The organism is Xanthomonas sp. F10, assembly GCF_014206815.1.
Classification (GTDB): Bacteria; Pseudomonadota; Gammaproteobacteria; order Xanthomonadales; family Xanthomonadaceae; genus Xanthomonas_A; species Xanthomonas_A indica.
Genome location: NZ_JACHNP010000001.1, coordinates 1,944,219 through 1,969,938, shown reverse-complemented (window position 1 = coordinate 1,969,938; position 25,720 = coordinate 1,944,219). Strand labels below are relative to the sequence as shown.

Genomic DNA, 25,720 nt, shown 5'->3' with positions numbered 1-25,720 from the left:
GCGGCCGTTGGTCCCCCAAGTCGTACTGTCCGGACGGATTTCGAAATGCTGATGGTCATCCTCAATGTGGTCTACGTGCTGGTGGCGATCGCGATGATCGCGCTGATCCTGATGCAGCGCGGCGCCGGTGCGGCGGCGGGTTCCGGGTTCGGCGCCGGCGCGTCCGGCACCGTGTTCGGATCGCGTGGCGCGTCCAACTTCCTGTCCAAGTCGACCAAGTGGCTGGCCGTGGTGTTCTTCGCCATCAGCCTGTTCATGGCCTGGTACGCCGGCCACAGCGCGCGTCCGGCCGACGCCAATCTGGGCGTGATGTCGCAGTCCGCCACCCCGGCGCCGGCTGCGCCGGCCGGCGAGCTGCAGGTCCCGCAGGCGCCGTCGGCGGCCCCTGCGGCGCCCGCCGCCGCCCCGGCCGCCCAGCAGGCGCCGGAAAAAGCACAAGAAAAGTCGCCTGCCCCGTCGCAGAAAGACTGAAGACGGTTACAATATGCTGCGCGGCGGGATTGCCGCGCAGGTTTTACGCAAGCCCAGGTGGCGGAATTGGTAGACGCACTACCTTGAGGTGGTAGCGACTTAGGTCGTAGGGGTTCGAGTCCCCTCTTGGGCACCATTGTTTGGCTACGGTTTCTGCGCAGGGGCGTCACGCCCTTGTCCGGAGAATCGTCTATCCCATGCCTGCGCGGCACGCGCGCGGGCACAGGCAAGAGAGAATCGCGAGTGCTGGCCGAATATTTGCCGACCCTGCTGTTTCTGATCGTGGCCACCGGTATCGGCGTCGCGCTGATGCTGGTGGGGCGGTTCCTCGGTCCCCGGCGTCCTGACCTGAAGAAGCTCTCGCCTTACGAGTGCGGCTTCGAGGCCTTCGAGGACGCGCGCATGAAGTTCGACGTGCGCTACTACCTGATCGCCATCCAGTTCATCGTCTTTGATCTGGAAATCATCTTCATCGTGCCGTGGACGCAGGTGTTCATGGACCTGGGCGCTCGCTCCCTGGTCACCATGGGCCTGTTCGTCGGCATGGTGTTCCTCGGTTTTGTCTACGTGTGGAAGAAGGGAGCGCTGGAATGGGAGTGATTCAGACCCTGGATCGCCTGATGACCAACCCGATCCCGGAAGGGCGGGTGGACGACATCCTGCGTCCCGAAGGCGAGAACCCGCTGCTGGAGAAGGGTTACGTCACCACCAGCGTCGATGCGCTGCTGAACTGGGCGCGCACCGGCTCGATGTGGCCGATGACCTTCGGCCTGGCCTGCTGTGCGGTCGAGATGATGCACGCCGGCGCCGCGCGCCTGGACCTGGACCGCTACGGCGTGGTGTTCCGCCCGTCGCCGCGCCAGTCCGACGTGATGATCGTCGCCGGCACCCTGGTCAACAAGATGGCCCCGGCGCTGCGCAAGGTCTACGACCAGATGCCGGACCCGAAGTGGGTCATCTCGATGGGCAGCTGCGCCAACGGCGGCGGCTACTACCATTACTCGTATTCGGTGGTGCGCGGTTGCGACCGCATCGTGCCGGTGGACGTCTACGTCCCCGGCTGCCCGCCGACCGCCGAGGCCCTGGTCTACGGCATCCTGCAGTTGCAGAAGAAGATCTGGCGAACCCAGACCATCGCGCGCTGATTCCTCTTTCCTCAGAGAGCACGCCAAGCCCCCATGGCAGAGCAAGCATCTTCCTTTAGCGACCGACTCGGCGCCCGTTTCCCCGGCAGCCAGGTCTTCGTGGCCCTTCCGCGCGGTGAAGTCACCCTGGAAGTGCCGGCCGACGCCTGGCACGCCACCTGCCTGGCGCTGCGCGACGAGTTCGGCTTCGAACAACTGACCGACCTGTGCGGCGTGGACTACCTGGGCCACGGCAGCGACGAGTGGGATACCTCGGACGTGTCCTCGCACGGCTTCAGCCGTGGCGTCGAAGGCAAGGCCATGGGCCGCTTCGCCTGGGGCGAGTTCCCCAGCGCCGAGACCGCCGCCGGCGTGCAGCCGATGCCGGTCCCGCAGCAGCGCTACGCGGTGCTGGCGCAGCTGATCTCCTACCGCCACAACCAGCGCCTGCGCGTGCGTTGCTACGCGCCGAACGAAGACCTGCCGGTGGTGGCCTCGGTCACCGACATCTGGCCGGGCGCGAACTGGTTCGAGCGCGAGGCGTTCGACCTGTTCGGCGTGGTGTTCTCCGGACACCCGGACCTGCGCCGCATCCTCACCGACTACGGCTTCGTCGGCCATCCGTTCCGCAAGGATTTCCCGCTGATCGGCAACGTCGAAGTGCGCTACGACGAAGAGAAGAAGCGCGTGATCTACGAGCCGGTGACATCGGTGGAGCCGCGCGTGGGCGTGCCGCGCGTGATCCGCCACGATGCGCGCTACCAGACCGCGGCGGGCGAAGCACAGAAGGAGTCCGCCAAGTGAGCGAGTACCACCAGGCGCACGACGGGTTCGCCAGCAATCCTGCCGAAGCCAAGCAGGAGATCCGCAACTACACGATGAACTTCGGCCCGCAGCATCCGGCCGCGCACGGCGTGTTGCGCCTGATCCTGGAGATGGACGGCGAGACCGTGGTTCGTGCCGATCCGCACATCGGCCTGCTGCACCGCGGCACCGAAAAGCTGGCCGAGTCCAAGCCGTTCAACCAGTCGGTGCCGTACATGGACCGGCTGGACTACGTGTCGATGATGTGCAACGAGCACGCCTACGTGCGCGCGATCGAGACCCTGATGGGGATCGAGGCGCCGGAGCGCGCGCAGTACATCCGCACCATGTTCGACGAGATCACCCGCATCCTGAACCACCTGATGTGGGTCGGTTCCAACGCGCTCGACCTGGGCGCGATGGCGGTGATGCTGTACGCGTTCCGCGAACGCGAAGAGCTGATGGACGTCTACGAGGCAGTGTCGGGTGCGCGCATGCACGCCGCCTACTACCGTCCGGGCGGCGTGTACCGCGATCTGCCGGATCACATGCCCAAGTACAAGGAGTCGCGCTGGCACAAGGGCGGCGCGCTCAAGCGGCTCAATTCCGCGCGCGAAGGTTCGTTGCTCGACTTCATCGAGTACTTCACCGACGTGTTCCCGGGGCGGGTCGATGAATACGAAACCCTGCTGACCGACAACCGCATCTGGAAGCAGCGCACCGTCGGCATCGGCGTGGTCACCCCGGAGCAGGCCTACGCCTGGGGCATGACCGGTCCCATGCTGCGCGGCTCGGGCATCGCCTGGGACCTGCGCAAGAAGCAGCCGTACGCCAAGTACGACAGCGTCGATTTCGACATCCCGCTCGGCACCAACGGCGACTGCTACGACCGTTACCTGGTGCGCGTGGCCGAGATGCGCGAGTCCAACCGCATCATCAAGCAGTGCGTGAAGTGGCTGAAGGCCAACCCGGGCCCGGTCATGGTCACCAATTTCAAGGTCGCTCCGCCCAGCCGCGAAGGCATGAAGGACGACATGGAAGCGCTGATCCATCACTTCAAGCTGTTCAGCGAAGGCTATTGCGTGCCGGCCGGCGAGACCTATTGCGCGGTCGAGGCGCCGAAGGGCGAGTTCGGCTGCTACCTGATGTCCGACGGCGCCAACAAGCCGTTCCGCGTGCACCTGCGCGCGCCGGGCTTCGCCCATCTGTCGTCGATGGACGCGATCGTGCGCGGCCACATGCTGGCCGACGTGGTGGCGATGATTGGTACCTATGATCTGGTGTTTGGTGAGGTCGACCGATGAAGGCGACAGGTAATTTCGAAGCGGCGCGCGACGTCGATCCGATGGTGGTGCTGAGCGACAAGACGCGCGCGCACATCGATCACTGGCTGAGCAAGTTCCCGCCGGACCGCAAGCGTTCGGCGGTGCTGCAGGGCCTGCACGCGGCGCAGGAACAGAACCAGGGCTGGCTGACCGACGAACTGATCGCCGGCGTGGCCAAGTACCTGGAGTTGCCGCCGGTGTGGGCCTACGAGGTCGCCAGCTTCTACTCGATGTTCGAGACCGAGAAGGTCGGCCGCAACAACGTCGCGTTCTGCACCAACATCAGCTGCTGGCTCAACGGCGCCGAAGACCTGGTCGCGCACGCCGAGAAGAAGCTCGGCTGCAAGCTGGGCCAGTCCACCGCCGACGGCCGCGTCTACCTCAAGCGCGAGGAAGAGTGCCTGGCCGGTTGCGCCGGCGCACCGATGATGGTCATCAACGGCCACTACCATGAGCACCTGACCAAGGACAAGGTCGACGAATTGCTGGACGGGTTGGAGTAACGGCAATGGCACAGCATCCCCACGCCCCCACCGGTCCGGTCGGCCCCGCGCCGCAGCCGCACCAGGTGGTGTACACCACGCTGCACTACGACACCCCGTGGTCCTACGAGAGCTACCTGAAGACCGGTGGCTACGCCGCGCTGCGCAAGATCCTCGAAGAGAAGATCCCGCCGGAGCAGGTGATCGAGATGGTCAAGCAGTCGAACCTGCGCGGCCGTGGCGGCGCCGGCTTTCCGACCGGCCTGAAGTGGTCGTTCATGCCCAAGGGCGCGCCGCAGAAGTACATCCTGTGCAACTCGGACGAGTCCGAGCCGGGCACCTGCAAGGACCGCGACATCCTGCGCTACAACCCGCACTCGGTGGTGGAGGGCATGGCCATCGCCTGCTACGCCACCGGCTCCACCGTGGGCTACAACTACCTGCGCGGCGAGTTCCACCACGAGCCGTTCGAACATTTCGAGCAGGCCCTGGCCGACGCGTACGCCAATGGCTGGCTGGGCAAGGACATCCTCGGCAGCGGCATCGACATCGACATCTACGGCGCGCTGGGCGCCGGCGCCTACATCTGCGGCGAAGAGACCGCGCTGATGGAGTCGCTGGAAGGCAAGAAGGGCCAGCCGCGCTACAAGCCGCCGTTCCCGGCCAATTTCGGCCTGTACGGCAAGCCGTCGACGATCAACAACACCGAGACCTACGCCTCGGTGCCGGCGATCATCCGCAACGGCCCGGAATGGTTCCTGGGCCTGAGCAAGACCAAGAACGGCGGCCCGAAGATCTTCTCGGTCTCCGGCTGCGTGCAGAAGGGCGGCAACTTCGAAGTGCCGCTGGGCACCACCTTCGACGAACTGCTGGAGATGGCCGGCGGGCTGAAGCCGGGCCGCACCCTCAAGGGCGCGATCCCGGGCGGCGTGTCGATGCCGGTGCTGAAGGCCGAGCAGCTTGCGGGCCTGCAGATGGACTACGACACCCTGCGTGCGCTGGGCACCGGCCTGGGCTCGGGCGCGATCGTGGTGCTCGACGACAGCGTGTGCTGCGTGAAGTTCGCCTGCCGCATCTCGCAGTTCTTCCACAAGGAGTCCTGCGGCCAGTGCACCCCGTGCCGCGAAGGCACCGGCTGGATGCACCGCGTGCTGGAGCGCATCGTCGCCGGCAAGGCCACGATGGAAGACCTGCACCAGCTGCGCACCGTCGCCGGGCAGATCGAAGGCCACACCATCTGCGCCTTCGGCGAAGCGGCGGCCTGGCCGATCCAGGGCTTCCTGCGCCAGTTCTGGGACGAATTCGAGTACTACATCGTCAACGGTCATTCGATGGTTGACGGCAAGAAGCTGGAGGCAGCCGCCGCATGAGCGCGCAACCCAACAACCCCGGCGCGACCCCGGCGGTCGTGCCGGAAGGCCATGTGACCGTCGAGATCGACGGCCAGTCGCTGGTCGTGCCGAAGGGCTCGATGATCATCCAGGCGGCCGACAAGGCCGGCATCCCGATCCCGCGCTTCTGCTACCACGAGAAGCTGCCGATCGCGGCCAACTGCCGCATGTGCCTGGTCGACGTCGAGAAGTCGCCCAAGCCGTCGCCGGCCTGCGCCACGCCGGTCATGGACGGCATGAAGGTGCAGACCCGCAGCGACAAGGCGCTGAAGTACCAGCGCAGCGTCATGGAATTCCTGCTGATCAACCATCCGCTGGACTGCCCGATCTGCGATCAGGGCGGCGAGTGCGAACTGCAGGACGTGTCGCTGGGCTATGGCCGCTCGGTCAGCCGCTTCAACGAGCGCAAGCGCGTGGTGCCGGACGAGGACATCGGGCCGCTGGTGGCCACCGAGATGACCCGCTGCATCCAGTGCACCCGCTGCGTGCGCTTCACCGCGGACATCGCCGGTACCTACGAGCTGGGCGGCATGTACCGCGGCGAGAACCTGCAGATCGGCACCTACGACGGCAAGCCGCTGACCACCGAGCTGTCCGGCAACGTGGTCGACGTGTGCCCGGTCGGCGCGCTGACCAACAAGGTGTTCCAGTTCCGCGCGCGCCCCTGGGAACTGGTGGCGCGCGAGTCGCTGGGCTACCACGACGCGATGGGTTCGAATCTGTTCCTGCACGTGCGTCGCGGCGAAGTGCTGCGCACCGTGCCGCGCGACAACGAGGCGGTCAACGAGTGCTGGCTGTCCGACCGTGATCGCTATTCGCACCAGGGCCTGTACGCCGAGGACCGCGCACTGCGGCCGATGCGCAAGGTCGACGGGCAGTGGCGCGAGGTGTCGTGGGCGGAAGCACTGTCCGCCGCCGGCGAGATCCTCAAGGCCAACCGTGGCGACGCGCTGGGCGTGCTCGCGCATCCGTCCACCTCCAACGAGGAGGGCGCGCTGCTGGCGCGCCTGGCCGAGGGCCTGGACAGCGGCAACCTCGATCACCGCGTGTACAACCGCGACTTCTCCGATGCCGCGCTGGCAGAACCGTTCGCGCTGCCGCTTGCGGAGATCGAGCAGGCCGACGTGGTGGTGATCCTGGGCAGCAACCTGCGCCATGAACTGCCGCTGCTGCATGCACGCCTGCGCAAGGCGCGGATGCAGCGCCAGACCAAGGTGTATTCGATCAACCCGGTCGATTTCGACGTGGCCTTCGACCAGGCCGGCCGCCAGATCGTGGCGCCGTCGAAGTTCGCCGAGGCGCTGGCCGACGGCGCGCTGCGCGAGGCGGTGCAGGGCGCCGGCCGTGCGGTGCTGATCGTCGGCGCGCTGGTCGAGAACCATCCGCAGGCCGCGGCGCTGCGCGCGGCCGCGCGCGACTTCGCCGCCGCCACCGGCGCGGCGCTGTGCCGCATCCCGCAGGGCGCCAACGCGCTGGGCCTGTCGCGCTACGGCGTGCTGCCGCGCGGCCGCAACGTCGCGGCGATGCTGGCCGAGCCGCGCAGCGCCTACGTGCTGTACGGCCTGGAGCCGGGGCTGGACTTCGCCGACGCCGCTGCCGCGCGCAGCGCGCTGGCGGGTGCCAAGGTGGTGGCGTTCAGCCACTTCGCCTGCGCCTCCACTCGCGACGTGGCCGACGTGATCCTGCCGATCGGCGCGCTGCCGGAAATCGAGGCGACGCTGACCAACCTCAACGGCAGCGACCAGCGCACCCGCGCCGGCGGCAAGCTGCCGGGCGAGGCCCGCGAGGGCTGGCGCGTGCTGCGCGCGCTCGGCGGCGAGCTGGGCCTGCAGGGCTTCGCGTTCATCGACCTGGCCGGGCTGCGCGATGGCCTGCAGCCGCGCGAGGTCGCCGCGGCGAGCTCGGCGCAGCCGGCACGCCAGGACGAGGGCCTGGAACTGGCCGCTAGCCCGGCGATCTACCGCACCGATGCGGTGGTGCGTCGCGCGCAGGCGCTGCAGCAGCATCCGCTGAACCGTGCGCCGGGCGTGGCGCTGCATCCGGACGAAGCGGCGCGGCTGGGCCTGCGCGACGGGCAGATGGTCAAGGTCGGCACCGCGGCGGGTAGCGCCACGTTGCCGCTGGCGACGGACAAGCGGGTCGCGCCGGGCGCGGCCTGGATCGAAACGGGCCACGGCGCGACCGCGCCGCTGGGCGCCGGTCGGGTGACGGTGGTGGCTGCATGAACGAGATGCTGTTGAACGTGGTCGACCCGCTGCACCAGTGGTTCCTCGGCCTGGGCGCCCTCGGCGTGGTCCTGTGGATCGTGCTGAAGATCCTGGTGATCGCCATGCCGGTGATCATCGCGGTGGCGTTCTACGTGGTCTGGGAGCGCAAGCTGATCGGCTGGATGCACGTGCGCCACGGGCCGATGTACGTGGGCATGGGCATCTTCCAGGCCTTCGCCGACGTCTTCAAGCTGCTGTTCAAGGAAATCATCCAGCCCAGCAGCTCGCACAAGGCGATGTTCGTGATCGCGCCGTTGATCACCCTGGCGCCGGCCTTCGCCGCCTGGGCGGTGGTGCCGTTCGACGCCAAACTGGTGCTGTCCAACGCCAACGCCGGCCTGTTGTATCTGCTGGCGATGACCTCGCTGGGCGTGTACGGCATCATCCTGGCCGGCTGGGCGTCCAACTCCAAGTACGCCTTCCTCGGCGCGATGCGCTCGGCGGCGCAGGTGGTCAGCTACGAGATCGCGATGGGCTTCGCCCTGGTCGGCGTGATGATCGCCGCCGGCAGCCTGAACCTGAGCACGATCGTGCAGGCGCAGGCCGGCAGCTCCGGGTTCTTCGACTGGTTCCTGATCCCGCTGTTCCCGCTGTTCATCGTGTACTGGGTGTCCGGCGTGGCCGAGACCAACCGCGCGCCGTTCGACGTGGTCGAAGGCGAGTCGGAAATCGTCGCCGGCCACATGGTCGAGTATTCGGGCGGTGCGTTCGCGCTGTTCTTCCTGGCCGAATACGCCAACATGATCCTGGTCAGCTTCCTGGTCTCGATCTTCTTCCTGGGCGGCTGGCTGAGCCCGATCCAGGGTTGGGTCACCGCCGACGTGTCGCCGTGGGTCAACTGGATCTGGACCGGCGGCTGGCCGTGGCTGCTGATGAAGGTGCTGTTCTTCGCCAGCGCGTACATCTGGTTCCGCGCCAGCTTCCCGCGCTACCGCTACGACCAGATCATGCGCCTGGGCTGGAAGGTGTTCATCCCGCTGACGATCGTGTGGATCGCGGTGACGGCATTGATGGTGTTCTACGGCGTGATCCAGAAGGGCGTGTAAGCGATGAATAAAATCACCCATTACTTCAAGAGCCTGCTGCTGCTCGAGCTGCTCGGCGGCCTGTGGCTGACCTTGAAGTACACGTTCCGTCCCAAGTACACCGTGCTGTACCCGATGGAGAAGTTCCCGCAGTCGCCGCGTTTCCGCGGCCTGCACGCGCTGCGCCGGTATCCCAACGGCGAAGAGCGCTGCATCGCCTGCAAGCTGTGCGAGGCGGTGTGCCCGGCGCTGGCGATCACCATCGACTCGACCAAGCGCGAGGACGGCACCCGCCGTACCACCCGCTACGACATCGACCTGTTCAAGTGCATCTACTGCGGCTTCTGCGAGGAAAGCTGCCCGGTGGATTCGATCGTGGAGACCCAGGTGCTGGAGTACCACTTCGAGAAGCGCGGCGAGAACATCGTCACCAAGCCGCAGTTGCTGGCGATCGGAGACCGGCTCGAGGCCGAGATCGCCGAGCGCCGCGCTGCCGACGCTCCCTTCCGCTGAGGTTCCGAAATGGATTGGGTAAATATCGCTTTCTGGATCTTCGCCACCATCGCCGCGGTCGCCGCCGGCGCGGTGATCAGCGTGCGCAACCCCGTGTACGCGGTGCTGTGCCTGATCCTGACCTTCTTCTCCATCGCTTGCGTGTGGCTGCTGGTGGGCGCCGAGTTCCTCGGCGTGACCCTGGTGCTGGTCTACGTCGGCGCGGTCATGGTGCTGTTCCTGTTCGTGGTGATGATGCTGGACATCGACACCGCCCGCCTGCGCGAAGGCTGGGTGCGCTACCTGCCGGTCGGCCTGGTGGTGGCGGTGGCGATGCTGGTGCAGATGGTCACCCTGATCGGGGTCAAGGCGCGTAGCGCGGCGCCGTTCCCGGCCGACAACGCCGCGGCCCAGGCCGCCGACACCTCCAACATCACCTGGCTGGCCAAGACCCTGTTCACCCAGTTCCTGCTGCCGTTCGAGTTCGCCGCGATCATCCTGACCGTGGCGGTGGTCGCCGCGGTGATGCTGACCCTGCGCAAGCGCACCGGCATCAAGACCCAGAACCCGGGCGACCAGTCGCGGGTCAAGGCCAGCGACCGTCTGCGCATCGTCAAGATGGACGCCGAGAAGCCCACGCTCCACACTCCGCCGGCATCGCAGGAGGGCCAGCCATGATCTCCCTAGGCCATCTGCTGGCGCTCGGCGCGGTGCTGTTCTGCATCGCCCTGGCCGGCATCTTCCTCAACCGCAAGAACGTCATCGTGCTGCTGATGTCGATCGAGCTGATGCTGCTGTCGGTCAACATCAACTTCGTCGCCTTCTCGCGCGAGCTCGGCGACGCCGCCGGCCAGTTGTTCGTGTTCTTCATCCTGACCGTGGCCGCGGCCGAAGCCGCCATCGGCCTCGCGATCCTGGTGACGCTGTTCCGTACCCGCCACACGATCAACGTGGCCGAAGTCGATTCGCTGAAGGGCTGACCTGCAGATGGAAATTACGCTCTCCAAGAGTCTGCTGATCGCGGTGGTGCTGGCCCCGCTGGTCGGCAGCATCATCGCCGGCCTGTTCGGCCGTCAGGTCGGCCGCAAGGGCGCGCAGTTCGCCACCATCCTCGGCGTCGCGGTCAGCTGCGCGCTGTCGTGCTGGACCCTGTACCAGCTGGTGGGGCAGGGCGCTTCGCCGTTCAACCAGAACCTCTACACCTTCTTCGAGGTCGGCCATTACTCGGCCCACGTCGGCTTCATGGTCGACCGCCTGACCGCGATGATGATGGTGGTGGTGACCTTCGTGTCGCTGCTGGTGCACATCTACACCATCGGCTACATGGCCGATGACCCGGGTTACCAGCGCTTCTTCAGCTACATCTCGCTGTTCACCTTCTCGATGCTGAGCCTGGTGATGAGCAACAACTTCCTGCAGCTGTTCTTCGGCTGGGAAGCGGTGGGCCTGGTGTCGTACCTGCTGATCGGCTTCTGGTTCAAGCGCCCGACCGCGGTGTTCGCCAACATGAAGGCGTTCCTGGTCAACCGCGTCGGCGACTTCGGCTTCATCCTCGGCATCGCCGGCGTGCTGCTGTGGTTCGGCACGCTGGACTACGCCAGTGTGTTCGCCAACGCCACCGCGGTGCTGGGCAACGAGGCCGCCGGCGGCCTGGCCCAGGTGCAGCTGCTCCCGGGGCAGGCCTGGAACGTCTCCACCATCATCTGCATTTGCTTGTTCATCGGCGCCATGGGCAAGTCGGCGCAGGTGCCGCTGCACGTGTGGCTGCCGGACTCGATGGAAGGCCCGACGCCGATCTCGGCGCTGATCCACGCCGCGACCATGGTCACCGCGGGCATCTTCATGGTGGCGCGCATGTCGCCGCTGTTCGAACTGTCGCAGACCGCGCTGAACTTCGTGCTGGTCGTCGGCGCCACCACCGCGTTCTTCACCGGCCTGATCGGCATCGTGCAGAACGACATCAAGCGCGTGGTGGCCTACTCGACACTGTCGCAGCTGGGCTACATGACCGTGGCGCTGGGCGTGTCGGCGTACTCGGCGGCGGTGTTCCACCTGATGACCCATGCCTTCTTCAAGGCGCTGCTGTTCCTGGCGGCCGGCTCGGTGATCATCGGAATGCACCACGAGCAGGACATGCGCAAGATGGGCGGCCTGCGCAAGTACATGCCGATCACCTACTGGACCAGCGTGATCGGCACCCTGGCGCTGGTGGGCACCCCGTTCTTCGCCGGCTTCTACTCCAAGGACACCATCATCGAGGCGGCCGCGCATCACGCCGAGGGGATGCCGTTCTGGAGCGTCGAAAACTATGGCTACATGGCCGTGCTCGGCGGCGTGCTGATCACCAGCTTCTACAGCTTCCGCCTGCTGTTCCTGACCTTCCACGGCCAGGAGCGTTTCCGCGATGCGCATGCGCACGACGTGCACGCCCACCACGACAGCGCCCACACCGACGCCGAGGCGCAGTCCCACGCGCACGATGCGCACGACGCGCATGCGCATGACGACCACCACGGCCACCATGGCGCTCACGAGCCGCACGAGTCGCCGTGGGTGGTGACGGTGCCGCTGATCCTGCTGGCGATCCCGTCGATCGCGATCGGCTTCTTCACCATCGGCCCGATGCTGTTCGGCACCGACTGGGCGGGGCAGCATGCCGCGGCGGCGATCAAGGGCCAGGCGGTCAGCTTCTTCACCGGCATCGTCGACTTCTACGACCCGGCGCGCGACACCGTCGGTGCGCTGGCCGAGGAGTTCCATGGCCCGGTCGCGTTCGCCCTGCATGGCCTGACCCAGCCGCCGTTCTTCCTGACCCTGGCCGGTTTCGCCCTGGCCTGGATCCTGTACCTGTGGAAGCCGGAACTGGCGGCGAAGGCGCGCAAGACCTTCTCGGTGCCGGTGTGGATCCTCGAGAACAAGTACGGTTTCGACAAGCTCTGGATCGGCGGTTTCGCCGGCGGCGGCGTGCGCCTGGGCAAGGTGTCGCGTGCGGTGGATACGCATGTCGTGGACGGCGTCATGGTCAACGGCACCGCACGCGTGATCGACCTGGCGGCCAACCTGCTGCGTCGCACGCAATCCGGTTTCCTCTATCACTACGCCTTCGCGATGATCGTCGGTCTCATTGCCCTGCTGGGCGTGCTGATGCATTTCTGGCGTTGACCTGTACGGAATAAGAACACGTGTCGAACTGGCCTCTACTCTCCATCCTGATCTGGCTGCCGATCATCGGCGGCGCCCTGGTCCTCGCCGTGCGCGACGCGCGTGCGGCACGCTGGGCGTCGCTGCTGGTGGCGTTGCTGACCTTCGCGCTCAGCGTGCCGCTGCTCACCGGTTTCGACTACGCCAGCGACGCGCTGCAGTTCGTCGAGACCCACGCCTGGATCCCGGCGTACGACATCGGCTACAACCTCGGCGCCGACGGCATCGCGGTCGCGCTGATCGTGCTGACCACCCTGGTCACGGTGCTGGCGCTGATCGGCGCGTGGACCTCGATCGACAAGCGCGTCAACCAGTACGTGGCCGCGTTCCTGATCCTGGAAGGCGTCACCGTCGGCATCTTCTCCGCCACCGACGCGATGCTGTTCTACGTGTTCTTCGAGGCGATGCTGATCCCGATGTTCCTGATCATCGGCATCTGGGGCGGCCCGCGCCGCATCTATGCCGCGGTCAAGTTCTTCCTGTACACCTTCCTCGGCTCGGTGCTGATGCTGGTCGGGTTGATCTACCTGTACCTGAAGGGCGGCAGCTTCCAGCTCGCCGACCTGTACCAGCTCTCGCTGACCTCGAAGGAACAGACCTGGTTGTTCTTCGCCTTCCTGATCGCCTTCGCGGTCAAGGTGCCGATGTTCCCGGTGCACACCTGGCTGCCGGACGCGCACGTGGAAGCGCCGACCGCCGGTTCGGTGATCCTGGCGGCGATCGCGCTGAAGATCGGCGGCTACGGCTTCCTGCGCTTCAACCTGCCGATCCTGCCCGACGCCAGCAACGAGTGGGCATGGCTGGTGATCGCGCTGTCGCTGATCGCGGTGATCTACGTCGGCCTGGTCGCCCTGGTCCAGGACGACATGAAGAAGCTGATCGCGTACTCGTCGATCGCGCACATGGGCTTCGTCACCCTCGGCACCTTCGTCGCCTTTGGTTTGGTCGGCTTCGGCAGCGTTGACGCCGCGCGGCTGGGCCTGCAGGGCGCGATGGTGCAGATGATCTCGCACGGCTTCGTGTCCGGCGCCATGTTCTCCTGCGTGGGCGTGCTGTACGACCGCATGCACACCCGCCGCATCGCCGACTACGGCGGCGTGGTCAACGTGATGCCGTGGTTCGCCACCTTCGCGATGCTGTTCTTCATGGCCAACGCGGGCCTGCCGGGCACCAGCGGCTTCGTCGGCGAGTTCATGGTCATCATGGCCAGCTTCCAGAAGCACCCGCTGCTGGCCTTCGGCGCGGCGACCACCCTGGTGATCACCGCCGCCTACACCCTGTGGCTTTACAAGCGCGTGTTCTTCGGCGAGGTCGCCAATGCGCACGTCGCCGAGCTGAAGGACATCAACGGCCGCGAGGCGCTGGTGCTGGGCGTGTTCGCGCTCGGCGTGCTGGCCCTGGGCCTGTATCCGAAGCCGTTGACCGACCTGATGGAGCCCTCGATCGCGAAGCTGGCGGCGCAGATCGCCACCAGCAAGCTGTAAGCGGCCGTCGAGCGTATTGATTCCAGAGATTTGATGATGACCACCCCTGCGCTGCTGCCTCTGACCACCGTCGACCTGCCGCCCCTGCTGCCCGAGCTGGTGCTGACCGCCGGTGCCTTCTTCCTGCTGATGCTCGATCTGTTCGTCAGCGAGCGCAACAAGGCCTGGACCCACATCGTGTCGGTGGCGATCCTGGTCGCGGTGTTCGCGATGCTGCTGGCCGGCGTGGGCGGGCAGGGCGAGGTGTTCCAGGGCATGTTCGTGCGCGACGCCGCCGCCGACGTGATGAAGACGGTGATCGTCGGCCTCAGCGCGCTGACCCTGATCTACGGCTGGAGCTACCTGCGCGAGCGCAATCTGTACCAGGGCGAGATCCCGGTGCTGGTGCTGTTCGCCACGGTCGGCATGATGATCCTGGTGTCGGCCGGCAGCCTGCTGATGGTGTACCTGGGCCTGGAACTGCTGGCGCTGTGCTCCTACGCGCTGGTCGCCTCCAACCGCGACAACGGCATGGCCACCGAAGCGGCGATGAAGTACATCGTGCTCGGTTCGCTGGCCTCCGGCCTGCTGCTGTACGGCATGTCGCTGATCTATGGCGCCACCGGCACGCTGAGCCTGAGCGGCATCCACGAGGCGATCGGCAACGGCCGCGAGCACATGCTGCTGCTCACCGGCACCGTGTTCATGATCGCCGGCGTCGCCTTCAAGCTCGGCGCCGCGCCGTTCCACATGTGGCTGCCGGACGTCTACCAGGGCGCCCCGGCGCCGATCGCGCTGTTCATCAGCTCGGCCTCCAAGCTGGCCGCGTTCGGCATGGCCTACCGTCTGCTGGAAGTGGGCGTGGGTCCGCTGGCGGCGCAGTGGCATTGGGTGATCGGCGGCCTGGCGGCCCTGTCGCTGGTGGTCGGCAACCTGATGGCGGTGGCGCAGAGCAACCTCAAGCGCATGCTGGCGTACTCCACGGTCTCGCACATCGGCTTCCTGCTGCTGGGCGTGGCCGGCGGCGGCGAGCGCGGCTATGCGGCGGCGCTGTTCTACGCGATCTGCTACGCGGTGATGTCCACCGCCTCGTTCGGCGCGATCATCGCGCTGTCGCGCAAGGGCTTCGAGGCCGAGAACATCGACGACTTCAAGGGCCTGAACGCGCGCAACCCGTGGATGGCGCTGCTGGTGCTGTGCATCATGGCCTCGCTGGCCGGCGTGCCGCCGTTCCTGGGTTTCTGGGCCAAGCTGGCGGTGCTGGGCGCGGTGGTCGCGGTGCCCGACCAGAACCTGTGGTGGACCGGCCTGGCCGTACTGTCGGTGCTGTGCGCGGTGATCGGCGCGTTCTACTACCTGCGCGTGATCAAGGTGATGTATTTCGACGAGCCGGTCGGCTCGCCGCTGCCGGCCAACGACGATCGCGTGCTGGGCGTGGCGCTGGGCGTCAACGCGCTGGGCCTGCTGGCCTTCGGCCTGGCCTGGAGCCCGCTGATGGCGTGGTGCCAGCGCGCCTTCGCGCACCTGGCCTGATCGCGAAAGGGCGGTTTTCCCGTCGTTTCCGCCGACGCCGCCGCAAGGCGGCGTCGGCGTTTTTGCATTCGGCGATGCGATTGCTGTTTCGTTTTCCATCGTGTGCGGTTATCATGGCGTCCTTCGCACGGCAGCCTCGCTACCGCGTCGAGATGAAAATCAGGGCTTGCAATCGACGCACTGATTCTTCATAATTCCGCTTCTGCTGCGGGGTGGAGCAGTCTGGCAGCTCGTCGGGCTCATAACCCGAAGGTCGCAGGTTCAAATCCTGCCCCCGCTACCATATTTGTCTGCAGCGGCAACCAGCGCATCGGTTGTCTGCGGCAGGGAAATCTGGGCTTCGTGATGACGCATGTTCCCGTCGTCGCAACCGGAATCCAGCGTGACCGGAGTTTTACCGGACAAGGGGCCCAGAGGGCCCTTTGTCGTTTCCGGGGTCCGGAAAATGCACGCAACCGACTCTTCAACCCTTTCAGATGCAAGGCAGGCTGTGAGCGACAAGGCAAACGAAATCGCGACTCTGCTGGGCCCGACCGTGGACGCGTTGGGCCTGGAACTGCTGGGCGCGGAATATCTGCCGGCCCCCGGCGGCGCCACGCTGCGCCTGTACATCGACGTGCCGCTGGCCGAGCAGCCCGAGCGCGTGGTCAATATCGACGATTGCGAGCGGGTCAGCCGCGAGGTCTCGGCGCAACTGGACGTGGAAGACCCGATCAGCGGCAACTACACGCTGGAAGTGTCCTCGCCGGGCGTGGACCGGCCGCTGTTCAGCGCTGAACAGTTTTCCCGCCACCTGGGCGAATCGGCCAAGGTGGTGCTGAAGCTGCCGCAGCAGGGCCGTCGGCGCCTGCAGGGGCGCATCGTGCAGGCCGACGCTGATGCCGGCCGCATTACCTTCGAGGTCGACGGCGCCGAACTGGCGGTGGACTTCGACAATATCGACAAGGCGCGGATCATGCCCGACTGGGCGGCGCTGGGCCTGGCCCCGACCAAGCCGGGCAAGGGGCCGAAGCCGGCCGGCAAGAACGCAAAATCCAATAAGAAACCATCCAACGAACCGGCGGCCGACGAGGCTGCGCGCGGAGCGAAAGAATGAGCAAGGAACTGTTGCTGGTAGTCGACGCGGTGGCCAACGAAAAGGGCGTGCCGCGCGAAGTGATCTTCGATGCGATCGAGGCCGCGTTGGCGTCGGCGGCGAAGAAGCGCTACCCCGACCAGGACGTGCTGACGCGCGTCACCATCGACCACAAGGACGGCACCTACGAGACCTTCCGGCGTTGGGAAGTGGTGGCCGACGACGTGGTGATGGAGTCGCCCGACCGGCAGATCCGCCTGATGGACGCGGTCGACGAGGCTGAGGGCGTTGAGGTCGGCGACTACATCGAAGAGCAGATCGAGAATCCGGACTTCGGCCGCATCGCCGCGCAGGCCGCCAAGCAGGTGATCGTGCAGCGCGTGCGCGAGGCCGAGCGCCAGCAGGTGGTGGACGCGTGGAAGGATCGCGTCGGCGAGCTGGTCACCGGCGTGGTCAAGCGCGCCGAGCGCGGCAACATCTACGTGGACCTGGGCGGCAACGCCGAGGCCTTCATTCCCAAGGACAAGGGCATTCCGCGCGATGTGCTGCGCGCCGGCGACCGCGTGCGCGGCTACCTGGCCGAAGTGCGTTCGGAGCCGCGCGGCCCGCAGCTGTTCATCAGCCGCGCCGCGCCGGAATTCATGATCGAGCTGTTCAAGCTGGAAGTGCCGGAAGTGGGCCAGGGCCTGGTCGAGATCAAGGCCTGCGCGCGCGATCCGGGCGACCGCGCCAAGATCGCGGTGCTGGCGCACGACACCCGCACCGATCCGATCGGCGCCTGCATCGGCATGCGCGGTTCGCGCGTGCAGGCGGTGTCCAACGAGCTCAACGGCGAGCGCGTGGACATCGTGCTGTGGAACGACAACCCGGCCAACTTCGTCATCAACGCGATGGCGCCGGCCGAGGTGCAGTCGATCATCGTCGACGAAGAAAAGCACTCGATGGACCTGGCGGTGGCGGAAGACCGCCTGGCCCAGGCGATCGGCAAGGGCGGCCAGAACGTGCGCCTGGCCAGCCGCCTGACCGGCTGGCAGCTCAACGTGATGACCGCCGAGCAGGTCGCGGCCAAGTCCGAGGCCGAGCAGGCCGTGGCCCGCCAGCTGTTCATGGACAAGCTGGAAGTGGACGAGGAGATCGCCGCGATCCTGGTCGCCGAGGGCTTCAACTCGGTCGAGGAAATCGCCTACGTGCCGGTTGGCGAGCTGCTGGCGGTGGAAGGCTTCGACGAGGACATTGTCGAGGAACTGCGCGCCCGTGCCCGCGACGCGCTGCTCAACGAGGCGCTGGCCGCCGAGGAGAGCGACGACGACGGCGTGCCGGCGGCGGACCTGCTGTCGCTGCCGGGCATGGACGAAGCCACCGCCTACGCGCTGGCCGGCCATGGCGTACGCACCAGCGAGGACCTGTCGGATCTGGCTGCCGACGAAATCCTCGAGTTCGGCATCGAGGACCTGGACAAGGACCGCGCCGCGGCCCTGATCCTGGCCGCCCGCGCCGAGGAGATCGCCCGCCTGGAGCGCGGCGAATGAGTCAGCGATGAATGCCGCCCTGACCCGATCAGGGCTTAGAATCCGCGCTACCTTCGCACGCGGCGAGGGGGCGCCAACCAGATCATAGGATCCGAATGTCGCAGCAAACCACCATCCGCAAGCTGGCCGAACTGGTGAACACGCCGGTCGAGAAACTGCTGGTTCAACTGGCCGACGCCGGGATGAAGTTCAGCGGTCCCGACCAGGTCGTCACCAGCACCGAAAAGATGAAGCTGCTGGGCTTCCTGCGCCGTACCCACGGCAAGACCGACAAGCCGGTCGAGGAAGAGGCCCAGGCGGCGCCGAAGAAGATCACCCTGAACCGGCGCAAGCTGCAGGAAGTGACGGTCAGCGCCGGGCGCAGCAAGACCACGGTCAACGTCGAGGTCCGGCAGAAGCGCACCTACGTGAAGTCGGCCGAGGACCTGGCCGCCGAGCGTGCGGCGCCGTCCGCGGGCGGACGGGTGGACGACGAGCGGGCCGAGATCCTGCGCAAGCTGGAGGAATCCAAGCAGCGCAACCTGGCCGAGCAGCAGAAGCTCGCCGAGCAGGACCGTGCGCGCGCCGAGGAAATCGAGCGCAAGCGCAAGGCCGAGCAGGAAGCGCGCGAGCGCGCCGAGGCCGAGCAGCGCGCCGCGCAGGCGGCGCTGGAAGCCGAGTCGGCGCCGCCGGCTGCGGCGCCGGCCGCGCCTGCCGCCGACCGCAACGCCGCCGCTGCGCCGCGCGCACCGCGTCCGGCGGTGGCGCCGCGTCCGGCCGGTGCGGCGCATCCGGCCAAGCCGGCGGCCCCGCGCAGCGACGACCGCAACAACGCCAACAACAAGCACAAGACCCGCGGCTCGCACGTGATGGTCGCCGGTGTCGAGGACGACGACAGCACCAGCCGCTTCGCCGGCCAGTTGCACCTGTCCGCGGCCGACCGTGCGCGCCGTTCCAACGTGCGCGGCAAGCCGCGCGGCGGCAGCCACAGCGGCGGCCGTCGCCAGGCCGAGCCGTCGCGCAGCGGCGGCGGCGCGCACGGCTTCGAGCGTCCCACCGCGCCGGTGGTGCGCGAAGTGGCGATCGGCGACACCATCACCGTGGCCGACCTGGCGCAGAAGCTCGCGCTGAAGGGCGGCGACGTGGTGAAGGCGCTGTTCAAGATGGGCGTGATGGCCACCATCACCCAGACCATCGACCACGACACCGCGGCGCTGGTCACCGAAGAGCTCGGCCACAAGCCGGTGCGTGCGGGCAGTGCCGACGCCGAGGACGCGCTGCTGGCGCACACCGAGGACGCGCAGGGCGAGAAGCTGCCGCGGCCGCCGGTGGTCACCATCATGGGCCACGTCGACCACGGCAAGACCTCGCTGCTGGACTACATCCGCCGCACCAAGGTCGCCTCGGGCGAAGCCGGCGGCATCACCCAGCACATCGGCGCGTACCACGTCGAAACCGACCGCGGCGTCATCAGCTTCCTGGATACCCCGGGCCACGCCGCGTTCACCTCGATGCGCGCCCGCGGCGCCAAGCTCACCGACATCGTGGTGCTGGTGGTCGCCGCCGACGACGGCGTGATGCCGCAGACGGTCGAGGCGGTCAAGCATGCCAAGGCGGCCGGCGTGCCGCTGATCGTGGCGGTCAACAAGATCGACAAGTCCGGCGCCGATCCGCTGCGGGTCAAGAACGAGTTGCTGGCGCAGGACGTGGTCGCCGAAGAGTTCGGCGGCGACACCCAGTTCGTCGAGCTGTCGGCCAAGACCGGCCAGGGCATCGACACGCTGCTGGACGCGATCTCGCTGCAGGCCGAAGTGCTGGAACTGCGCGCGGTGGCCGAAGGTCGCGCCAGCGGCGTGGTGATCGAGTCCTCGCTGGACAAGGGCCGCGGCCCGGTGGCGACGGTGCTGGTGCAGCAGGGCGCGCTGAAGAAGGGCGACTACCTGGTGTGCGGCATCCAGTACGGCCGCGTGCGTGCGCTGTTCGACGAGACCGGCAAGCAGCCGGATTCCGCGGGTCCGTCCATCCCGGTGCAGGTGCTCGGCCTGTCCGGCGTGCCGGATGCCGGCGACGACTTCGTGGTCGTCGACGACGAGCGCCTGGCCAAGGACGTGGCGCAGCAGCGCGAGACCAAGCGCCGTGAGTCGCGCCTGGTGTCCACGGCGGGCAGCCGCATGGAAGACATCATGTCGCAGCTCGGCAAGGGCGAGGGCCAGCTGTCGCTGAACCTGGTGATCAAGGCCGACGTGCAGGGTTCGGTGGAAGCGCTGAAGCAGTCGCTGACCGCGCTGTCCAACGAGCAGATCCGCATCAACGTGATCCACTCCGGCGTGGGCGGCATCACCGAGTCCGATGCGAATTCGGCGCTGGCGTCCAAGGCCACGGTGATCGGCTTCAACGTGCGTGCCGACGCCTCGGCGCGGCGCATCATCGAGACCAACGGCATCGACCTGCGTTACTTCTCGATCATCTACGACGTGATCGACCAGGTGAAGCAGGTGGCGTCCGGCCTGCTGGGCGTGGAGATCCGCGAAGAGATCATCGGTATCGCCCAGGTGCGCGACGTGTTCCGCAGCTCCAAGTTCGGCGCCGTCGCCGGCTGCATGGTCGTGGAGGGCGTGGTCAAGCGCAACAAGCCGATCCGCGTGCTGCGCGACAACACCGTGGTGTTCGAGGGCGAGCTGGAATCGCTGCGTCGCTTCAAGGAGAACGTCGACGAAGTGCGCAACGGCACCGAGTGCGGTATTGGCGTGAAGGCCTACAACGACGTCAAGGCCGGCGACCAGATCGAGTGCTTCGAGCGCATCGAAGTGCAGCGTACGCTGTGAAAGCCGGGACTCGGGGCCCGGGACCCGGGAGCCCGGAAAGGCAAGAGCAACGGCTTTTGCTTTTCCGGGTCCCGGGTCCCGGGTCCCGGGTCCCGAATTAAAGAGATTCCGGACCTAATATGCCGACCAAATCCTTCCACCGTACCGATCGCGTGTCCGCGCAGATCCGTCGCGACCTCGGCACGATCGTGCATGCGGCCGTGCGCGATCACGGCTTGCCGTCGGTCAGCGTGTCCGACGTCGAAGTCACCCGCGACATGGCCCATGCCAAGGTGTTCGTCACCGCGCTGATGCCGGAACGTTCGGTCGAGGCGGTCAAGGGCCTGCGCGAGCTTGCGCCGCAGCTGCGCAGCGAACTGGCGCGGGCGATGAAGCTGCGCCATGTGCCCGAACTGCATTTCCACTACGACGATTCGGTCGATCGCGGCGAGCGCATCGACAACCTGCTGCGCGACATTCCGGAACTGCAGCAGAAGCAGGACGACGACGGCCATGCCGCCGACGACGCCGAAACGGCGCCGCGCAAGGACTGAGTCCGCTGCCGACGCCGCGGCGTCGGCTCCCAGTGTTTGAGTGCGGGCGCCGAATGCGAGCGCCCGTTTCGCAGTCGCGATCGCGGCGCTCTTTCATCCGTCTGGCGTCACGCTGTTCCATGCGTGCCGTTCGCCCGCGCCATGCTGGGGGTCGGATCCGCCAATCCCGAATCTCCAATCCCGAATCCCCGCCCTCACCCCATGCCCGTCTTCGGCCCGCGTCTGCCCCGTATCGTCTTCCGTCGCCTCGACGGCATCGTGCTGCTCGACAAGCCGATCGGCATGAGTTCCAACGCGGCGCTGCAGGCGGCGCGGCGGCTGTTCCGTGCCGAGAAGGGCGGCCACACCGGCAGCCTGGATCCGCTCGCCACCGGGCTGCTGCCGCTGTGCTTCGGCGAGGCGACCAAGCTGGCCGGGCTGTTGCTCGGGTCGGCCAAGGCCTATGAGGCGGAGGTGGTGCTAGGGGTCACCACCGACAGCGACGATGCCGAGGGCGCGGTGCTGCGGACCCGGCCGGTGCCGCCGCTGGACGCGGCGACGCTGGAGGCGGCGCTGGCGCCGCTGCGCGGGCGCATCCGCCAGCGCGCGCCGATCTACTCCGCGCTCAAGCAGGGCGGGGAGCCGCTGTACGTCAAGGCGCGCCGCGGCGAGGCGATCGAGGCGCCGGAGCGCGAGGTCGAGGTGCATGCGATCGACGTGCTCGCCCACGCCGGCGACCGCTTGCGCCTGCATGTGGCCTGCGGGTCCGGCACCTACATCCGCAGCCTGGCCCGCGACCTGGGCGAGGCGCTGGGCTGCGGCGCGCACATCGCCGCGCTGCGACGGCTGTGGGTGGAGCCGTTCCGCACGCCGCAGATGGTGACCCTGGAGTATCTTCAGCAACTGGCCGCGCAGGATCCGGCGGCGTTGGAGGCGCTGGTGCTGCCGCTGGCCGCCGGCCTGGCCGATTTCCCGCCGGTGCGGCTGGAGCATGCTGCGGCGCAGCGTTTCCGCATGGGCCAGCGCCTGCGCGATCCGGCCTGGGCGCCCGGCCTGGCCGCGGTGTTCGACGCCGACGGGGTGCTGCTGGGCCTGGGCCAGGTCGATGCCAGCGGGCTGCTGGCGCCGCAGCGCATGTTCAATCCGTGACCGCAACGGCAGGCGCATCGGCCGCCACCTGACTGTCGTTCAGTCATGACGCTGTCTTAACGCCTTGTTCCTCCGGGCCAGGGCCGGTACAATTTCGCGGCCTTTCCGGCACGCTGCGCTCCGGCGCAATCCTTCGCAATCGGCGAGCCAGGCGGTGCGTCCTTCGCACGTTCCTGCCGGCCCCGCATCTCAGAGAAAACCTCATGTCCATCGACACCCAGAAAGTCATCGAAGAAAACAAGCGCGGCGCTGCCGACACCGGTTCGCCGGAAGTGCAGGTCGCCCTGCTGACCGCCCGCATCGAGCAGCTGACCGGCCACTTCAAGACCCACAAGAAGGACCACCACAGCCGCCGCGGCCTGCTGCAGATGGTCAACCGCCGCCGCAGCCTGCTCGACTACCTGAAGAAGAAGGATGGCGAGCGTTACAAGGCGCTGATCGAGAAGCTCGGCCTGCGTCGCTGAGGCAACGAACCCCACCGCGGCGCAGCGATGCGCCGCGGTTTTGTTTTGGGTAGTACCGTGGCCCGGGGATCGCTCCGCGCCACCGGCCGGATCCTCCCGGCCACCCGCCAGCGGCATGGGCCGTCAGCGGTCCATTTGCAGACAGCATCATCCAAGGAAACCCCGTGGCAAAAATCACCAAAACCTTCCAGTACGGCAGGCACACCGTCACCCTCGAAACCGGCGAGATCGCCCGCCAGGCCGGCGGTGCCGTCATCGTCAAGATGGACGACACCGTACTGCTGGTCACCGCCGTCGCCGCCAAGAGCGCGCGCGAAGGTCAGGACTTCTTCCCGCTGACGGTCGACTATCAGGAGAAGTTCTACGCCGGCGGCCGCATCCCCGGCGGCTTCTTCAAGCGCGAGGGCCGTGCGACCGAGAAGGAGACGCTGATTTCGCGTCTGATCGACCGTCCGATCCGTCCGCTGTTCCCGGAGGATTACAAGAACGAAGTGCAGATCATCGCCACGGTGATGTCGATGAACCCGGACATCGACGGCGACATCGCCGCGCTGATCGGTGCCTCGGCCGCGCTGTCGCTGGCCGGCACCCCGTTCAAGGGCCCGATCGGCGCCGCCAAGGTCGGCTACAAGAACGGCGAGTACATCCTCAACCCGACCGTGTCGGATCTGAAGGAATCGCAGCTGGAGCTGGTCGTCGCCGGTACCGCCAACGCCGTGCTGATGGTCGAGTCCGAAGCCGCGCTGCTGTCCGAAGAAGTGATGCTGGGTGCGGTCACCTTCGGCCACCGCGAGATGCAGAAGGTCATCAACGCGATCAACGAGCTGACCGTCGAAGCCGGCACCAAGCCGTCCGAGTGGGTCGCCCCGGCCAAGAACGAGGCCATGATCGCCGCGCTGAAGGAAGCCGTCGGCGATCAGCTGGCCGCCGCCTTCCAGGTGCGCGACAAGCTGCAGCGCCGCGATGCCATCGCCGCGATCAAGAAGGACGTGCTGGCGCAGCTGGCGCCGCGCGCCACCGCCGAGAACTGGGTCGCCGCCGACCTGGCCAAGGAATTCGGCGAGCTGGAATACCAGACCATGCGCGGTTCGGTGCTGAGCACCAAGGTGCGCATCGACGGCCGTGCGCTGGACACCGTGCGCCCGATCAGCGTGAAGGCCGGCGTGCTGCCGCGCACCCACGGCTCGGCGCTGTTCACCCGCGGCGAGACCCAGGCGATCGTGGTCACCACGCTGGGCACCGCCCGCGACGGCCAGGTGATCGACGCGGTCTCCGGCGAGTACAAGGAAAACTTCCTGTTCCACTACAACTTCCCCCCGTACTCGGTGGGCGAGTGCGGCCGCTTCGGCGCGCCCAAGCGTCGCGAGATCGGCCACGGCCGCCTCGCCAAGCGCGGCGTGCTGGCGGTGATGCCGACCATGGAAGAGTTCCCGTACACCATCCGCGTGGTGTCGGAAATCACCGAATCCAACGGTTCCTCGTCGATGGCCTCGGTGTGCGGCAGCTCGCTGGCGCTGATGGACGCCGGTGTGCCGGTGAAGGCGCCGGTGGCCGGTATCGCCATGGGCCTGGTGAAGGAAGGCAACGACTTCGTGGTGCTGTCGGACATCCTGGGCGATGAAGATCACCTGGGCGACATGGACTTCAAGGTCGCCGGTACCGCCGAGGGCGTGTCCGCGCTGCAGATGGACATCAAGATCGAAGGCATCACCGAGGAAATCATGAAGCAGGCCCTGGCCCAGGCCAAGGCCGGCCGCCTGCACATCCTCGGCGAGATGGCCAGCGCGCTGACCAGCCCGCGTGCGGAGTTGAGCGACTACGCGCCGCGCCTGCTGACCATCAAGATCCACCCGGACAAGATCCGCGAAGTGATCGGCAAGGGCGGTTCGACCATCCAGGCGATCACCAAGGAAACCGGCACCCAGATCGACATCCAGGACGACGGCACCATCGTCATCGCCTCGGTCAACGCGATCGCGGCGCAGGCCGCCAAGTCGCGCATCGAGCAGATCACCTCGGACGTCGAGCCGGGCCGCATCTACGAAGGCAAGGTCGCCAAGATCATGGACTTCGGCGCGTTCGTGACCATCCTGCCGGGCAAGGACGGCCTGGTGCACGTCTCGCAGATCTCCAGCGAGCGCGTGGAGAAGGTCGGCGACAAGCTGAAGGAAGGCGACGTGGTCAAGGTCAAGGTGCTGGAAGTCGACAAGCAGGGCCGCATCCGCCTGTCGATGAAGGCCGTCGAGGAAGGCGAGGGCGTGTCGGCCGAATAAGCCGCGCGCTGCCAGCGTCGTTCCAGGGAAAAGCGGGCTTCGGCCCGCTTTTTTCTTGCCTGGCGTTTGCGCCAGCGCGACGGGGCGTCAACGGTGACGCCGCGTCGCGGCTGAGGCCGCCCTAGGATGATGGAGCGCCTGACCCGCGGCTCAGCCGAGGCCGTTGGCGATCGCTGGAGAGCGTCTGCAGATGCGCTGACAGCGGCCCAGGGTCGGCGAGGGTGGCTGTCGCGCCCGTAGCGTACGCTTTCGTAGGAGCGGCTTCAGCCGCGACCAGGCCGGCATGGCGATCTATTGGGAATGCCTGGGGTGACCCCGAACCGAGGACCAGCGCCG

The 25,720-nt window shown here is 67.2% G+C and carries 22 protein-coding genes and 2 tRNA genes; all 24 read left to right on the top strand.

The genetic code is table 11. The annotated features are described in order from the left end of the window. The first annotated feature begins 45 nt into the window (after positions 1-45). The 24 genes from secG (at position 46) to pnp (ending at position 25,384) form a co-directional block, all read left to right on the top strand. Positions 46-471, top strand: coding sequence for a preprotein translocase subunit SecG (gene secG, locus FHR56_RS08590; protein WP_160947100.1), 426 nt, complete (start codon positions 46-48; stop codon positions 469-471). 51 nt (positions 472-522) lie between these two features. Continuing rightward, a tRNA-Leu gene (locus FHR56_RS08585) sits at positions 523-607 on the top strand. Positions 608-714: 107 nt separating this feature from the next. Further along, complete coding sequence (locus FHR56_RS08580) at positions 715-1,071, top strand: NADH-quinone oxidoreductase subunit A (protein ID WP_160947099.1); 357 nt, start codon at positions 715-717, stop codon at positions 1,069-1,071. Next, the gene (locus tag FHR56_RS08575) at positions 1,062-1,616 is read left to right on the top strand and encodes an NADH-quinone oxidoreductase subunit B (RefSeq protein WP_010343006.1); all 555 of its coding nucleotides are present in this window, start codon (positions 1,062-1,064) and stop codon (positions 1,614-1,616) included. Before FHR56_RS08580 ends, FHR56_RS08575 begins: the two co-directional genes overlap by 10 nt. A gap of 33 nt (positions 1,617-1,649) precedes the next feature. After that, entirely contained in the window at positions 1,650-2,399 is a 750-nt protein-coding gene (locus FHR56_RS08570) for an NADH-quinone oxidoreductase subunit C (RefSeq protein WP_160947098.1), read from the top strand. Then, positions 2,396-3,703, top strand: a complete 1,308-nt coding sequence (locus tag FHR56_RS08565) for an NADH-quinone oxidoreductase subunit D (protein ID WP_160947097.1) — start codon at positions 2,396-2,398, stop codon at positions 3,701-3,703. The genes FHR56_RS08570 and FHR56_RS08565 overlap by 4 nt, the downstream gene beginning before the upstream one ends. After that, positions 3,700-4,227, top strand: a complete 528-nt coding sequence (gene nuoE, locus FHR56_RS08560) for an NADH-quinone oxidoreductase subunit NuoE (protein ID WP_010343009.1) — start codon at positions 3,700-3,702, stop codon at positions 4,225-4,227. The genes FHR56_RS08565 and nuoE overlap by 4 nt, the downstream gene beginning before the upstream one ends. 5 nt (positions 4,228-4,232) lie before the next feature. After that, a complete protein-coding gene (gene nuoF, locus FHR56_RS08555; RefSeq protein WP_019797068.1) occupies positions 4,233-5,576 on the top strand; it encodes an NADH-quinone oxidoreductase subunit NuoF in 1,344 nt (447 codons plus the stop codon). Further along, on the top strand, positions 5,573-7,822 hold the full coding sequence (gene nuoG / locus FHR56_RS08550) for an NADH-quinone oxidoreductase subunit NuoG (RefSeq protein ID WP_160947096.1): 2,250 nt from the start codon (positions 5,573-5,575) through the stop codon (positions 7,820-7,822). Before nuoF ends, nuoG begins: the two co-directional genes overlap by 4 nt. After that, positions 7,819-8,910, top strand: a complete 1,092-nt coding sequence (nuoH, locus tag FHR56_RS08545) for an NADH-quinone oxidoreductase subunit NuoH (RefSeq protein WP_160947095.1) — start codon at positions 7,819-7,821, stop codon at positions 8,908-8,910. The genes nuoG and nuoH overlap by 4 nt, the downstream gene beginning before the upstream one ends. Before the next feature lie 3 nt (positions 8,911-8,913). Next, positions 8,914-9,402, top strand: a complete 489-nt coding sequence (nuoI, locus tag FHR56_RS08540) for an NADH-quinone oxidoreductase subunit NuoI (protein ID WP_012915532.1) — start codon at positions 8,914-8,916, stop codon at positions 9,400-9,402. A 9-nt stretch (positions 9,403-9,411) separates the two neighbouring features. Then, positions 9,412-10,059, top strand: coding sequence for an NADH-quinone oxidoreductase subunit J (locus FHR56_RS08535; protein WP_019796545.1), 648 nt, complete (start codon positions 9,412-9,414; stop codon positions 10,057-10,059). Further along, positions 10,056-10,361: an NADH-quinone oxidoreductase subunit NuoK gene (gene nuoK, locus FHR56_RS08530; protein ID WP_017908131.1), complete on the top strand. Its 306-nt coding sequence runs from the start codon at positions 10,056-10,058 to the stop codon at positions 10,359-10,361. The genes FHR56_RS08535 and nuoK overlap by 4 nt, the downstream gene beginning before the upstream one ends. Positions 10,362-10,368: 7 nt before the next feature. Next, complete coding sequence (gene nuoL / locus FHR56_RS08525) at positions 10,369-12,543, top strand: NADH-quinone oxidoreductase subunit L (protein ID WP_160947094.1); 2,175 nt, start codon at positions 10,369-10,371, stop codon at positions 12,541-12,543. A 20-nt stretch (positions 12,544-12,563) separates the two neighbouring features. Beyond that, a complete protein-coding gene (locus FHR56_RS08520; protein WP_160947093.1) occupies positions 12,564-14,066 on the top strand; it encodes an NADH-quinone oxidoreductase subunit M in 1,503 nt (500 codons plus the stop codon). A 36-nt stretch (positions 14,067-14,102) separates the two neighbouring features. Next, a complete protein-coding gene (gene nuoN, locus FHR56_RS08515; RefSeq protein ID WP_184502609.1) occupies positions 14,103-15,578 on the top strand; it encodes an NADH-quinone oxidoreductase subunit NuoN in 1,476 nt (491 codons plus the stop codon). 206 nt (positions 15,579-15,784) lie between these two features. Continuing rightward, a tRNA-Met gene (locus FHR56_RS08510) sits at positions 15,785-15,861 on the top strand. A 207-nt stretch (positions 15,862-16,068) separates the two neighbouring features. Beyond that, positions 16,069-16,674, top strand: coding sequence for a ribosome maturation factor RimP (gene rimP, locus FHR56_RS08505; RefSeq protein WP_019796233.1), 606 nt, complete (start codon positions 16,069-16,071; stop codon positions 16,672-16,674). Next, positions 16,671-18,182, top strand: coding sequence for a transcription termination factor NusA (gene nusA / locus FHR56_RS08500; RefSeq protein ID WP_160947091.1), 1,512 nt, complete (start codon positions 16,671-16,673; stop codon positions 18,180-18,182). Before rimP ends, nusA begins: the two co-directional genes overlap by 4 nt. Before the next feature lie 95 nt (positions 18,183-18,277). Further along, positions 18,278-20,986: a translation initiation factor IF-2 gene (gene infB, locus FHR56_RS08495; protein WP_160947090.1), complete on the top strand. Its 2,709-nt coding sequence runs from the start codon at positions 18,278-18,280 to the stop codon at positions 20,984-20,986. Between the two features lie 119 nt (positions 20,987-21,105). Further along, positions 21,106-21,519, top strand: a complete 414-nt coding sequence (rbfA, locus tag FHR56_RS08490) for a 30S ribosome-binding factor RbfA (RefSeq protein ID WP_019796602.1) — start codon at positions 21,106-21,108, stop codon at positions 21,517-21,519. A gap of 201 nt (positions 21,520-21,720) precedes the next feature. Continuing rightward, on the top strand, positions 21,721-22,647 hold the full coding sequence (truB, locus tag FHR56_RS08485) for a tRNA pseudouridine(55) synthase TruB (RefSeq protein ID WP_160947089.1): 927 nt from the start codon (positions 21,721-21,723) through the stop codon (positions 22,645-22,647). A gap of 203 nt (positions 22,648-22,850) precedes the next feature. Continuing rightward, positions 22,851-23,111, top strand: coding sequence for a 30S ribosomal protein S15 (rpsO, locus tag FHR56_RS08480; protein ID WP_019797620.1), 261 nt, complete (start codon positions 22,851-22,853; stop codon positions 23,109-23,111). Between the two features lie 164 nt (positions 23,112-23,275). Then, on the top strand, positions 23,276-25,384 hold the full coding sequence (pnp, locus tag FHR56_RS08475) for a polyribonucleotide nucleotidyltransferase (protein WP_160947088.1): 2,109 nt from the start codon (positions 23,276-23,278) through the stop codon (positions 25,382-25,384). Positions 25,385-25,720: the final 336 nt, after the last annotated feature.

What these genes read in the sequence shown, in the direction of transcription:
- nuoG (WP_160947096.1), top strand. Translation starts at nt 5,573, where the DNA reads ATGAGCGCGCAACCCAACAACCCCGGCGCGACCCCGGCGGTCGTGCCG.
- infB (WP_160947090.1), top strand. Translation starts at nt 18,278, where the DNA reads ATGTCGCAGCAAACCACCATCCGCAAGCTGGCCGAACTGGTGAACACG.
- truB (WP_160947089.1), top strand. Translation starts at nt 21,721, where the DNA reads ATGCCCGTCTTCGGCCCGCGTCTGCCCCGTATCGTCTTCCGTCGCCTC.
- nuoF (WP_019797068.1), top strand. Translation starts at nt 4,233, where the DNA reads ATGGCACAGCATCCCCACGCCCCCACCGGTCCGGTCGGCCCCGCGCCG.
- rpsO (WP_019797620.1), top strand. Translation starts at nt 22,851, where the DNA reads ATGTCCATCGACACCCAGAAAGTCATCGAAGAAAACAAGCGCGGCGCT.
- nusA (WP_160947091.1), top strand. Translation starts at nt 16,671, where the DNA reads ATGAGCAAGGAACTGTTGCTGGTAGTCGACGCGGTGGCCAACGAAAAG.
- nuoK (WP_017908131.1), top strand. Translation starts at nt 10,056, where the DNA reads ATGATCTCCCTAGGCCATCTGCTGGCGCTCGGCGCGGTGCTGTTCTGC.
- FHR56_RS08570 (WP_160947098.1), top strand. Translation starts at nt 1,650, where the DNA reads ATGGCAGAGCAAGCATCTTCCTTTAGCGACCGACTCGGCGCCCGTTTC.
- nuoN (WP_184502609.1), top strand. Translation starts at nt 14,103, where the DNA reads ATGACCACCCCTGCGCTGCTGCCTCTGACCACCGTCGACCTGCCGCCC.
- nuoH (WP_160947095.1), top strand. Translation starts at nt 7,819, where the DNA reads ATGAACGAGATGCTGTTGAACGTGGTCGACCCGCTGCACCAGTGGTTC.
- nuoL (WP_160947094.1), top strand. Translation starts at nt 10,369, where the DNA reads ATGGAAATTACGCTCTCCAAGAGTCTGCTGATCGCGGTGGTGCTGGCC.
- nuoI (WP_012915532.1), top strand. Translation starts at nt 8,914, where the DNA reads ATGAATAAAATCACCCATTACTTCAAGAGCCTGCTGCTGCTCGAGCTG.
- FHR56_RS08575 (WP_010343006.1), top strand. Translation starts at nt 1,062, where the DNA reads ATGGGAGTGATTCAGACCCTGGATCGCCTGATGACCAACCCGATCCCG.
- secG (WP_160947100.1), top strand. Translation starts at nt 46, where the DNA reads ATGCTGATGGTCATCCTCAATGTGGTCTACGTGCTGGTGGCGATCGCG.
- rbfA (WP_019796602.1), top strand. Translation starts at nt 21,106, where the DNA reads ATGCCGACCAAATCCTTCCACCGTACCGATCGCGTGTCCGCGCAGATC.
- nuoE (WP_010343009.1), top strand. Translation starts at nt 3,700, where the DNA reads ATGAAGGCGACAGGTAATTTCGAAGCGGCGCGCGACGTCGATCCGATG.
- FHR56_RS08535 (WP_019796545.1), top strand. Translation starts at nt 9,412, where the DNA reads ATGGATTGGGTAAATATCGCTTTCTGGATCTTCGCCACCATCGCCGCG.